The organism is Sorangium sp. So ce836, assembly GCF_028553905.1.
In the GTDB taxonomy this organism is placed as follows: Bacteria; Myxococcota_A; Polyangia; order Polyangiales; family Polyangiaceae; genus Sorangium; species Sorangium cellulosum_D.
Map to the genome: position 1 here is coordinate 9,368,621 of NZ_CP102233.1, position 11,738 is coordinate 9,380,358.

8 protein-coding genes are annotated in these 11,738 nt (G+C 73.2%); 5 read left to right on the top strand and 3 right to left on the bottom strand.

Annotated features, from left to right (window positions below; all coding sequences use genetic code 11):
* The first annotated feature begins 121 nt into the window (after positions 1 to 121).
* Both ilvD and NQZ70_RS33890 read left to right on the top strand, forming a co-directional pair.
* On the top strand, positions 122 to 2,020 hold the full coding sequence (gene ilvD / locus NQZ70_RS33885) for a dihydroxy-acid dehydratase (RefSeq protein ID WP_129577925.1): 1,899 nt from the start codon (positions 122 to 124) through the stop codon (positions 2,018 to 2,020).
* A gap of 209 nt (positions 2,021 to 2,229) precedes the next feature.
* Positions 2,230 to 3,558, top strand: a complete 1,329-nt coding sequence (locus NQZ70_RS33890; RefSeq protein WP_237244285.1) for a formylglycine-generating enzyme family protein — start codon at positions 2,230 to 2,232, stop codon at positions 3,556 to 3,558.
* Positions 3,559 to 3,656: 98 nt separating this feature from the next.
* Here NQZ70_RS33890 and bluB read toward each other — a convergent pair whose 3' ends face one another.
* Positions 3,657 to 4,331, bottom strand: coding sequence for a 5,6-dimethylbenzimidazole synthase (gene bluB / locus NQZ70_RS33895; protein ID WP_129577926.1), 675 nt, complete (start codon positions 4,329 to 4,331; stop codon positions 3,657 to 3,659).
* 224 nt (positions 4,332 to 4,555) lie between these two features.
* Here bluB and NQZ70_RS33900 point away from each other — a divergent pair, with 224 nt between their 5' ends.
* Both NQZ70_RS33900 and NQZ70_RS33905 read left to right on the top strand, forming a co-directional pair.
* The gene (locus NQZ70_RS33900) at positions 4,556 to 5,545 is read left to right on the top strand and encodes an FAD-dependent oxidoreductase (RefSeq protein ID WP_129577927.1); all 990 of its coding nucleotides are present in this window, start codon (positions 4,556 to 4,558) and stop codon (positions 5,543 to 5,545) included.
* 720 nt (positions 5,546 to 6,265) lie between these two features.
* The gene (locus tag NQZ70_RS33905; RefSeq protein WP_129577928.1) at positions 6,266 to 7,183 is read left to right on the top strand and encodes a fatty acid desaturase; all 918 of its coding nucleotides are present in this window, start codon (positions 6,266 to 6,268) and stop codon (positions 7,181 to 7,183) included.
* 130 nt (positions 7,184 to 7,313) lie between these two features.
* Here NQZ70_RS33905 and NQZ70_RS33910 read toward each other — a convergent pair whose 3' ends face one another.
* Both NQZ70_RS33910 and NQZ70_RS33915 read right to left on the bottom strand, forming a co-directional pair.
* Positions 7,314 to 7,955 (bottom strand): glutathione binding-like protein, encoded by a 642-nt coding sequence (locus NQZ70_RS33910; protein ID WP_129577929.1) that lies wholly within the window; start codon positions 7,953 to 7,955, stop codon positions 7,314 to 7,316.
* Positions 7,956 to 8,343: 388 nt separating this feature from the next.
* Positions 8,344 to 9,042, bottom strand: coding sequence for an alpha/beta fold hydrolase (locus tag NQZ70_RS33915; RefSeq protein ID WP_129577930.1), 699 nt, complete (start codon positions 9,040 to 9,042; stop codon positions 8,344 to 8,346).
* A gap of 527 nt (positions 9,043 to 9,569) precedes the next feature.
* On the opposite strand from NQZ70_RS33915, the gene NQZ70_RS33920 reads away from it, so the two are divergent.
* A complete protein-coding gene (locus tag NQZ70_RS33920; RefSeq protein WP_129577931.1) occupies positions 9,570 to 11,579 on the top strand; it encodes a hypothetical protein in 2,010 nt (669 codons plus the stop codon).
* Positions 11,580 to 11,738 lie beyond the last annotated feature (159 nt).

Sequence of the window (11,738 nt, forward strand, 5' to 3'; positions counted from 1 at the left end):
GGCGCCTCGTCCACCGGCGGCGGCGCCCCGGCCGCGGCGAATTTCCGACGCGGAGCTCGCCGATGACGCCGGCCCCGCCTGTCGGCTAGGCGCCACGGCTGGAACGGAGTAGGTTCCGGGCATGGCCGGATACCGCAGTCGTACATCCACCCAGGGACGCAACATGGCAGGGGCGCGCGCGCTGTGGCGCGCCACCGGCATGAAGGACGCGGACTTCGAGAAGCCGATCATCGCCATTGCCAACAGCTTCACGCAGTTCGTCCCGGGGCACGTCCACCTCCACGACGTGGGGCAGCGGGCGAAGAAGGTCATCGACGCCGCGGGCGGGTGGGGCGTCGAGTTCAACACCATCGCCATCGACGACGGCATCGCGATGGGCCACGCCGGCATGCTGTACTCGCTGCCGAGCCGGGAGCTCATCGCCGACAGCGTCGAGTACATGGTCAACGCGCACTGCGCCGACGCGCTGCTCTGCATCTCGAACTGCGACAAGATCACGCCCGGCATGCTGCTCGCGGCGATGCGCCTCAACGTGCCGACCGTCTTCGTCTCCGGCGGTCCGATGGAGGCGGGCAAGATCGTCGGGACGCACGACCGCGACGGCAAGCCGCTCATCCGCAAGCTCGACCTCATCGATCCGATGATCGCCGCGAGCGACGACAAGGTGACCGACGCGGATCTCGCCGCGATGGAGCGGTCCGCGTGCCCGACGTGCGGCTCGTGCTCCGGCATGTTCACGGCGAACAGCATGAACTGCCTCAACGAGGCGCTCGGGCTGGCGCTGCCCGGCAACGGCACGCTGCTCGCGACGCACGCGGCGCGCTGGGAGCTCTTCGAGGCGGCCTCGAAGCGCGTCGTCGAGCTCGCGAAGCGGTACTACGTCGACGGGGACGCGTCGGTGCTGCCGCGGAGCATCGCGACGTTCGAGGCGTTCGAGAACGCGATGGCGCTCGACATCGCGATGGGCGGCTCGACGAACACGGTGCTCCACCTCCTGGCGGTCGCCCGCGAGGCGCAGGTGGACTTCAAGATGTCGGACATCGACCGGATGTCGCGCAAGGTGCCGAACATCTGCAAGGTGGCGCCGTCGTCGCACCACCACGTCGAGGACGTGCACCGCGCGGGCGGCGTGCTGACGATCGTCGGGGAGCTCGATCGCGCGGGGCTCATCCACCGGCAGGTGGGCACGGTCCACGCGGGCACGCTGGGCGAGGCGATCGACGAGAACGACCTCCGCCGCCCCACCGCGACGGCGGCCGCGAAGAAGCGCTCGCTCGCCGCGCCGGGCGGCGTCCCGACCACGGTCGCCTTCTCGCAGGACAAGTACTTCGCCGACACCGACGACGACGCCGAGAAGGGCTGTATCCGCGACGTCGCTCACGCGTACAGCCGCGAGGGCGGCCTCGCCGTGCTCTACGGCAACATCGCGGCGGACGGCTGCATCGTGAAGACCGCGGGCGTCGATCCCGAGATCTGGAAGTTCGAGGGGCCCGCGCGGGTGTTCCACTCGCAGGAGGCGGCGTGCGACGCGATCTGGAACAACCAGGTCCGCTCGGGCGACGTGGTCGTCATCGTCTACGAGGGGCCGAAGGGCGGCCCGGGCATGCAGGAGATGCTCTATCCGACGTCGTTCCTGAAGGGGAAGGGCCTCGGCAAGGCGTGCGCCCTCATCACCGACGGCCGGTTCAGCGGCGGCACGTCGGGCCTGAGCATCGGGCACGTCTCGCCCGAGGCGGCCGAGGGCGGGAACATCGGGCTCATCGAGGAGGGCGACCGCGTCCGGATCGACATCCCCGCCCGGACCATCGACGTCCTCGTCAGCGACGCGGAGCTCGAGCGCCGCCGCCGCGCCGCCGAGGCGCGGGGCGCCGATGCATTCAAGCCGAACCGCGATCGCAAGGTCTCCCCTGCCCTGCGGGCCTACGCGCTCATGGCCACGAGCGCCGCCCATGGCGCTGTCCGCGATGTCGGCCAGATCGAGCCCGGGCGGCGCGAAGGCGGCGACGGCCAGCGCAAGTAGCCAATCCCGGAGCCATCGAGTCGCCGCCCCGCCTGTCGAGGTCACGGCGCGCGCGGCGCGGCGACGAGAGCGTCGCCGCCATCCTGGCGGCCGCCCCGGCCGACAGAGGGCGCCCGGGCTCGCCGGAGGGACGGCCCGCGGCGCCCGGGTCGATCCTCCCCGCGCTCGACGCGACGACGTGGCGCACGCCGTGGCGTATCATGGCGTACATGAGACAATTGGCGCTCCTCGTGTCCATCTCTCTCGTGTCGGGTTGCAACGCGCGGGTCCGCGATTTCCCCGACGCACACGGCGGCGGGGGCTCCGGAGGCGAGTCTGGAGACGGCGGTGGCGGCGGCGGCAATGGCGCCGGCAGCAGCAGCAGCGCCAGCGGCAGCAGCAGCGGCGCCGGCGGCGCGCCGGGGGTCTGCGTCGATCCGGCGGAGGATTGCCCGCCGGCGCAGGGCGCGTGCATGGAAGCGGTGTGCAGCGAGGGCGCGTGCGCGGAGCGGCCGCGGCCGGCGGGGACGCCCTGCGGGCCGGACGGCGGCGCGGAGTGCGACCCCGCCGGGGTCTGCGCGCCGTGCGAGGGCCGCGATGGATGCGGCGAGTGCGGGGACCCGGGTTGCCCGAACACGTGCGGCTCGCCGGACGTGATGGCCAGGCCGCCGAGCTGCGCGAGCGGCGCGCCCGGCGCCGGGGACAGCTGCGGGCCCGGCGGCGCGAGCTGCTGCGGCAACAGGCTGGTCCCCTGCGGCACGTACCTGAGGAGCTACGACGGCGTATCGAGCACGGACGACTCGTTCCCTGCGGCCGTCAGCGATTTCCGGCTGGACAAGTTCGAGATCACCGTGGGTCGATTTCGAGCCTTCGTGGAGGCCGGGCGGGGCGTGCAGGAGAACCCGCCCGCGATCGGGGCTGGCCGGAACCCTCACGTCGACGGAAGCGGATGGATCGCGGGGTGGAACCGGCGGCTCGAGCCGAACACCGCGGCGCTGAAATCGGCGCTGCAATGCAATGGTGATCGCCTCTGGACATGGACCGACGCGCCGGGGCCGAACGAGGAGCTCCCGATCAACTGCATCACGTGGTTCGAGGCCTTCGCGTTCTGCGCGTGGGACGGCGGCCGCCTGCCCACCGAGGCGGAGTGGAACTACGCGGCGGCCGGCGGCGACGAGCACCGGCCGTACCCGTGGGGCGCCGATCTCGACGGCGAGCGCGCCGCCTATGCTTGCACCGGCGATGGGAGCGCCGCGGGAGACTGCGCGCTGAGCGACATCCTGCCGGTGGGGTCGAAGCCGAGCGGAGACGGGCGATGGGGGCACTCGGATCTGGCCGGCAACCTGTGGGAGTGGACGATGGACTGGTGGCGCGACGCGCTCCTCACGCCGTGCATCGACTGCGTGCATCGCGTGGACGGCGAGCGCGACGCGACGCGGGTCACGCGCGGCGGGAGCTACCGCGCGCCGGCGTCGGACCTGCGCGCGGGCAACCGCGACTTCAGCTACCCCTTCGACCGCGTCAACAACATCGGCGCCCGCTGCGCGCGGGACCCGTAAGCCGGCGCCGCGCTCGCCGCGCTCGCCGCGCTCGCCGCGCTCGCCGCGCTCGCCGCGCTCGCCGCGCTCGCGCGCACGCCGGCGCGAGCGCGCCGCGCTCACGGGCGTCGGCCCGTGGACGCGGTGGCTTCGTCGGGCCAGACGTTCTCTGCGACGAGCTCCGAGAGCGGTCGGCGCGCTGCCCAGCCGCACGCCTCGAGCATGGGGCGGCCGTAAAACGCCTCCACGTGACCGACGCAGAGGATGGCGAGCGGCCTGCTGCCCGGCGGCATGCGGAGCAGCGCGGCCAGCCTGTCCGGCTCGAAGAGCGACACCCACCCCACGCCGAGCCCCTCCGCGCGCGCGGCGAGCCACAGGTTCTGGATGGCCGCGGCCACCGACGCGACATCCATCTCGGGCAGCGTGCGGCGGCCGAACACGTGCGCCTCGCGCCCCGCCATGAGGCCGGCGACGAGCAGCTCGCCGCATTCAAGGACGCCCTCGACCTTGAGGCGCATGAACTCGTCCTCGCGCTCCCCGAGCGCGCGCGCCGTGGCGAGGCGCTCCGCCTCGACGAGCGCGTGGATGTCGCGCCGGAGCGCCGGCGCCGTGATCCGCACGAAGCGCCAGGGCTGCATCATGCCCACGCTCGGCGCCGCGTGCGCGGCCGCGAGCAGCCTGGCGAGCGCGTCGGGGTCCACCGGCCCGGGCAGGAAGTGGCGCATGTCGCGCCGCTCGTGGATGGCGCGGTACACGGCGGCGATCTCCGGATCGTTGAAGCGGTGGCTCGACATGGTCCCTCGCGTCGCGCGCCGGGCCGCAGGACGGCGGCGATCCGGCGCTGCGGATCCGCGACTGCGTAGCACCGCCCGCGCGGCGGCGTCAGCGCGCGCGAGGCGCGGGCCGCCGCGGCCGCGCCTCGCCCGGGGCGGCCGCGCGATCGGTCGCCCGGTCGGTCGGCCGGCCGATCGGCCTCGATCCACGGGCGCGACGCGCGCTCTCGACGCAGGGGCTCAGCGTGCTAGAGCGCGCGATCGTGGAGTCATCGGCGAGGCAAGCTCCGGGGCTGGACGTCACCGTCGTGGGCGCAGGGGTGATCGGATTGACCACGGCGGTCGTCCTCCAGCGCGACGGCCACCGCGTGCAGGTGATCGCGGCAGAGCGCGGCGAGCACACGACGTCCGCGGTCGCGGCCGCGCTGTGGCACCCGTTCGCGGCGAACCCGCCCGAGCGCGTGAACGCGTGGTCGCGGGCGACCCTCGATGAGCTCACGCGCATCGCCAGGGAGCACCCGGAGGCCGGCGTGGATCTCCTGATCACGCGCGAGGCGTCGGACGACGTGCAGCTGCCCTGGTGGGCCCCGAGCGTCCCGGACCTCGCGATCGAGCCTGGGCCGCACCCGCTGGGCGCGCCCCACAGCTTGCGGTTCACGGCGCCCCGCATCGAGCCGGCGCTGCACCTGCCCTGGCTGGAGTCCCAGCTCCAGCGCCCGCTGCGCATCGAGCGCGTGCGATCGCTCGCCGAGGTCGAGGGCGACGTCGTCGTGAATTGCACCGGGCTCGGGGCGCGCGCCCTCACCGGCGACGGAGAGCTCCTCGCGCTTTACGGCCAGGTAGCGATCGTCGAGCCAGGCGAGATACACCTAGATGTCGCATTGGGTGATGAAAGGGACGAATCCGCGCTCGTCTACGTGATCCCGCGGCGTCACGAGATCGTGATTGGCGGCTGCGTCGTTCCGTCCCCTGACGACCGCTCGCTGACGCCCGACCCCGAGCGTACTGACGCAATGCTCCAGCGGGTGCGGGCGGCCGGTCTTCGGCCAGGCCGCTTGCTCCGCGCGCGCGCAGGCCTGCGCCCGTACCGGAGCGTCGTGCGCCTCGAGCGCGAAGGCCGCGTGATCCACAATTACGGCCATGGTGGCGCGGGGTACACGCTCGCGTGGGGTTGTGCCAGCGAGGTGAGCGCGATGCTGCGGCACGGCGGCGGTTCGACGCACGGCTGCGTCTAGAAGGAACGCGAAGGAGGAAGAAAGAAAAAGCGCGCCCGCACTGTTTCGACGGTGTCGGCGAGCTCAGCGCCTCGCCTCCGGGCCGGCTCAAGACACGCCGTCGAGCCGCGCTCGCGTGGCCGCTGCAACGGCCGCGCCCGCTGTGACGCTGTGATGCTATGAACGCCGTGACGCTGTGAACCCTGTGCAGGCCAAGCAGAAGAAGCCGCTTCTGAAATCCAGCTAACCAGAAGCCCAACGCATCGCTCCGAAAGTCTCGTTGTGCTCTTGTTGCGAGGCTGCTAGATTGGATTCGTGCTCGTCTGCGAGCAACTCCCGCCTTCTCTCGCAGCGGAAACGCCCACGGCGCTCCCCTGTTCATTCGAGAGAGTGGCCGTGGAGGACCTCGCTCTGGAGATCGCCGGCCGCTGACGATCTCGCGGCGCGATCCCTGGAGCGCGGTCCCGGGTGGTCGAACGTTCGCTTGCGCTTGCTCCGGCGTCCGTCGTCCGCTGTCATCATAGTGAAAAACCGAAGCTTCCCCCGGGAGTGTTGAACGCCATGAACAACGACGAGAATCGACTCAGTCGTCCATCGGGGCGGCCAGCGGTCTGGAATTTCACGATGAACAACGACGAGCATCGCTCCAGCCGGCCCTCGGGACGGCCCTCGGCGCGACCGTCAGGGCGGCCTTCAGGGAGGCCGTCGGGGAGACCTTCCGGGCGGCCGGCGGTCTGGAGCGTGCTCCCGCTGGCGAGCGGCCTGCTGCAGACCCGGCCGATCGAGTGGCCGTCGCTGGCGCTCTTCGCGGGGTCGTACGCCCTGTTCGCGGCGTCGGTCTACGCGGGCGTCGCGGGCCTCGTGTCGACGGTGCCGGCGGTGCTCGGGGCGGCGGTCGCGGCGTACGCCGCGTTCACGCCGATGCACGAGGCCGCGCACCGGTCGCTGGCGCGCTCCGCGCTGCTGAACGGCGTGGTTGGACGGCTGTCCGGGCTGCTGCTCATGGCGCCGTTCCTGGCGGTGCGTCACTTCCACCTCGAGCATCACAAGCACACGAACGACGCGGACCGGGATCCCGACCACTGGAGCGGGCGCGGCCCGTGGTACCTGCTCCCGCTGCGCTGGGCGACGCAGGATCTCCACTACTACTACCTGTTTCTGCGCTCGTACCACGCGCAGAAGCGCGGCGAGCGGATCGAGACGATCGCGACGCTCGCGGCGATGTTCGCGCTCGTGGCGCTGGCGTTCGGGCTCGGCCACGGCGAGCTCGCGCTGCTCTACTGGATCGTGCCGGCGCGGCTCGCGATCTTCTTCCTCGCGTTCGCCTTCGACTACCTGCCTCACTACCCGCACGAGATCACGGCGGCGCAGAACCGGTATCGCGCGACGCGCGCGATCGACAGCGCGCTCTTCAACGTGCTGCTCTTCGGGCAGACGTATCACCTGATCCACCACCTCTACCCGGCGGTGCCGTTCTTCCGCTACCGGACCGTGTGGAAGTACCAGCGCGAGGAGCTGATGAAGCTCCAGTCGGAGAGCCTCGCCCCGCCGCGCGCGCCCTTGCCGCTGCTCGCGGCAGGCAGCCTCGCCGCGCCGCGCGCGCCCACGATCCACGCCGCCCACCCGGTGCAGGCGGCGGCCGAGCTCGACGCCCTCTGATCCGCGCGGCGCGCGCGCCGCGCCGCTGCCGCGCGCGCCATGTGAGCGCGCCGCGTGTGAGCGCGCCGCCGTCCTGCGCGCACGAGCGCACGTCGCCCCCGACGAGACGAGGCGGCGCGTGCGCTTCGGATCATGCCGCGCGCCAGTGCGACGGGTACGTCGCGTCGTAGCCGGGCAGCGCCTCGATGCGCGCGCCCCACGCCGCGAGCTTCGGGTAGCGCGCGGCGAGCGGCGCGGCGGCGGGGCGGGTCGCGGCGCGCACGGCGAGCTGGATCGACGGGTAGACGGTGAGGTCGGCCGCCGAGAGGCGCGGGCCTGCGAGGTGGTCGCGCTGCGCGAGCGACGCCTCGAGGCGCGCGAGCTCCTCGTGCAGCATGGCGACCGCCGCGCGCACGGCCGGCTCCTCGTCGGCGAGCCGCCGGCGCCTTGTGCTCCTCTCTCGAGAGCTGGAGGAGCTTCGACGTGTAAGGCACCCCTTCACCGCGAGCAGCAGCAGGACCCGCCAGGCGGGCGGGCTGCCGCTGGCCCAGTACACCTCGAGCGCGCCCGCCTGCGGCGCCGACGCCGCGGCGCTGGCGCCGGGCGCGTCGAGGTAGCTCGTGATCTTCGCGATCTTGCGCTGCTCGTTCAGCTCGAACACATCGACGCCGTCGAGCGTACCGTCCCGGCCATGGGCCGTCCTCGTGCGCAGCGTGAACCGCATGGCGGCCCCGAGGCCGAGGGGAAAGACCTTCCGGTCCAGGAACTCGATCTCGCTGAAGGAGGTGAGCAAGAGCGCCGGGGCATCAAGGACACCAAGAGATAGATAGTGCGATACACCTCCGCATCATCTCATATCTCACCTCTCGTACTCGTCTCTCGTGCTCGTCTCTCGTGCTCGTCTCTCGTGCTCGTCTCTCGTCTCTCGTGCTCGTCTCTCGTCTCTCGTGCTCGTCTCTCGTCTCTCGTGCTCGTCTCTCGTCTCTCGTGCTTGTCTCTCGTGCTTGTCTCTCGTGCTCGTCCTTCGTGCGCGTGCGCGTGCGCGCTAAATCCGGGAAATCGCGCACGCGCACGAGGAGGGGGACGGAAGACGGAGGGCGAGGGCGCGCCGCCACCGCGCGGGCGGCGCGGATCGCCGCGACCACGATCGCGCACGCCGGCGGGCCACGCCCCCTCCGCGCTCAGCCGCCGCGCGCCATGAACCTCGCCACCACGTCCGCGAACTCCTCGGGTCGCCCGACGATCCAGTCGTGGCTCCCCTTCGCGGAGACGACGAGGGTCGAGCCCGGGATCAGGCGCTGGAGGGCGAGCGCATCGCGGAGCGGCACCGTGAGATCGCGCGCGCCCCACGCGAGCAGCGTCGGCACCCGCACGCGCACGGCGTAGCCGCTCAGGTCCACCGTCGCGGCGATCCGCACGAGGCTCAGCACGCTCCGCGTGTGGACGAGCATGTTGTAGAGGAAAGCGGGCGCCGTCCGCACGGAGAAGCGAGGCTCGAGCAGCATGTCGATCGCGCGCGCGCACACGAGCGACAGGACCGAGCGCGGCGGGTTGACTCCGACGGAATCGGCGAGCACGAGCCCGGATAACCGCTCGGGGTACAGGGCGCCGGTGACCAGCGCCACAGCGCCCGAGAGCGAGTGACCGATCAGCGTGACGCGATCGAGCCGCAACGCTCGCAGCGTGTCGTCGACGCAACGCGCGTACCGCTCCAGCAACCACGGCGCGCGCAGCCGCGAGCCGCGGCGCGAGCCCGGCAGCTCCAAGACGAACACCCGGGCGCGCCGCGCGAGCGCGTCCACCGCGGGCCGGTAGGTCGCGGCGCCGACCAGCATGCTAGGCAGAAGCACGACCGGCGCCCCGGTGCCCGTCTCGGTCACATAAACGACCTCATCGCCGACCCGGATCTCCCGTCCGCGGCTCTCCTCCCGCGCCGCTCGCCTCGCCGCGAAGTCCGCGGAGCCGCGCCGGCTCTCGTCTCTTCGAGCCGGCCACAGGACAGACACCTCGGCGGCGCCGCGCGAGCGTCCATCGCAGGGTTCCATCGTTCCATGTCGTCGGGCGCGCTTCCCCATGAGCCGCGAGGCGATGCCGGACGCGTGCCACCCCGCGCGCGGCGCCGGTGCGAAGTGGCGATGCGGAGCGCGTGCAGCGCGGGCCGCCGTATGCGAAAACCTGGAAGGTCGTTGAGCCCGTCCCGCGCCGCGCTAAGCTCTTCGAAACCGCAGCAATCTCCAGGCTCACGGGGGCCAGCAGGCGTGTCGGCACGGGCCGAGAGCCCGGCGGCGCCTGCTCGGATAACCAGCTCTTCGGGAATGATAGAGGCGAAATGTTGAGGTTCCGCTCCACGTCCGGAGATCGGAAGACAGCTGAGCTCAGGGTCTCGGTGCTCTCGGTATCCGCTGCGATGTCCGCCCTCTCTCAGGGTGCATGGGGGACGGACGCCCCGCCCGCAGCAGAGGTCCAGTGGGCGTATGCGCTCGTCGCCGCGCTCGGGTACCTGCCGGCTGCGATCGAGATCGCCGCCGCCACGCTGCGGCGGACGGGGATGTCGGCCGAGGCCTATCTGCGGAAAAATGCGACGCACCTGGATCCTGGAGGGCCCGGGGACGAGATCCTGGGCGTGGTCTTCGGTGACGCGCTGGAGTCGCTCGGCGAGGACGCGCGCGGCGTGGTGCAAGCGCTCGCCGTGCTCCCGGCCGCGGGGGTCCCGCTGGAGGTGGTCGCCGCGGCGGCGGGGAAGCCCGCGCCCTCGGCCGCTCGGCCGCTTCAGCTGCTCGTGCACGGCCGGCTGGCGTCGCTCGATCAGGCCACGCAGACCTATCGGGTGACGCCGCTCGTGCGCGCCGTGGCCTGCAAGGAAGTGGCCGGCGACGCGGAGCGCTGGGACGCGCTGCACCGCGGGGCGGCGGACGCGATGCAGGCGCTCCTCTTCTGGACGGCCGCGGTCGAGGGGCGGCCCGAGGCGGCGATGCGCCGGCGCGTCGCCGCCGAGGTGTTCGCGGCCCTCGACATCGCCCCGTTCCGGGACGGCGCGCGCGGCGCCGACGTGCTGGCGCGGGCGCTCGTCGACGCCTGCACGGTGCTCGATCTCGGGCTCCCGACCGAGGTCCAGCAGCGGCTGCTCGACGAGGCGGCGCGCCTCGCCGGCGACGCGCTCCCCGAGCTCGGCGCGCGCGCGCTGGCGGCGCTCGAGGGGACGCGGCGCGCCGAGCTCGCGAGCAAGCGGCGGGGCACCTTCGGGACGCTCCGGGCCACGCCGGCCGCCCGCGAGCGCGGCCGCCCGGGCCACCGCGACGTCCTCCGCAAGGCGGTGCGCGCGAACGCGCAGCGCGCCGCGGCGCGGAGCGCGCCGGTCGAGGACGACGCCCTCCGCGGCGCGAAGGAGCTCCTCGCGCGCGGCGCCCTGCGCCTCCGCGAGGGCGCGCTCGAGGCCGCCGCGTCCGACTGCGGCGAGGCGCTCGCCGCGTTCGAGGCGGCCGGGGACGGGCGCGGCCAGGCGACGGCGCTCCTGCTCGACGGCGAGCTGCGCCGGCGGCAGGGGGACCTCGCGGCCGCCTCGCGCGACCTGGAGCGGGCGCTCTCGGTGTTCAGGGCGGCGTCCGACCGGACCGGAGAGGCGATGGGGCTGCTCGCCCGCGGCAACCTCCGGCTCGACCAGGACGACGCGCAGGGCGCGGCGAGCGACTACGGCTGCGCGCTCACGCTCCTCAGGGCCTGCCGCGATCGCCCGGGCGAGGCCAACGTGCTGAAGGTGCGCGGCGATCTGTGCTTCCGCGAGGGGGATCTCACGGGCGCGGCGCGCGACTACGACCGGGCGCTCTACATCCTCGAGGGCGTGGAGGAGCGCGTCCTCAGCCAGCTCCGCGCGCCGCCGGGCGGCGCCGAGGAGCGCCGCGGGTCGAGCGCCCGCGCCGCGCGCGAGATCCTGCCGCAGGCCGAGCTCCTCCGGGCGCTCGGGTGCGAGCAGACCCACGCGCGCACGTGGCAGGCCCGCGGCGACCTGCGGCTGCGGGAGCGCCAGACGGCGCTCGCGGCCCGCGACTACGGCAATGCGATCCTGCTCTACCGGGACAACGGCGATCGGCGCGGCGAGGCCGCCGCGCTCAAGGCCCGCGGCGACCTGCGCCGCGAGCGGGGCGCGCTCCCGGGCGCGGAGCGCGACTACGAGGATGCGCTCCGCCTCTTCGAGGCGCTCGGGGACGGCGCCGGCCAGGCGGCCGTGCTCAAGGCGCGCGCCGACCTGCGCTGCGAGCGGGGCGACACCGCCGGCGCGGCGCTCGACTACACGAGGGCGCTCGCCCTCTTCGACGCGACGGGCGACCCCGTCGGTCAGACGAGCGTAAAGAGCGTTCTCACGAGCATCTCGCATCGCGAGGACTCGCCTCGCCCGGCCACAGCGGCTGTCCCGCGTTGAGGGCGCGGCGCCGCGCGGGTCGCGCGGGTCGCTGGAGCGACCCGCGCGCCTGGGCCGCGACATCGAGGCACCTTTACGCCGCTCGACGCGGTAAAGGTCGGGATTCGTCGCTCACCGATGGATGGCGCGTGACGCCGCGTCACGCGCGCTGGATCGTTC

What these genes read in the sequence shown, in the direction of transcription:
- ilvD (WP_129577925.1), top strand. Translation starts at nt 122, where the DNA reads ATGGCCGGATACCGCAGTCGTACATCCACCCAGGGACGCAACATGGCA.
- NQZ70_RS33890 (WP_237244285.1), top strand. Translation starts at nt 2,230, where the DNA reads ATGAGACAATTGGCGCTCCTCGTGTCCATCTCTCTCGTGTCGGGTTGC.
- bluB (WP_129577926.1), bottom strand. Translation starts at nt 4,331, where the DNA reads ATGTCGAGCCACCGCTTCAACGATCCGGAGATCGCCGCCGTGTACCGC.
- NQZ70_RS33920 (WP_129577931.1), top strand. Translation starts at nt 9,570, where the DNA reads ATGTCCGCCCTCTCTCAGGGTGCATGGGGGACGGACGCCCCGCCCGCA.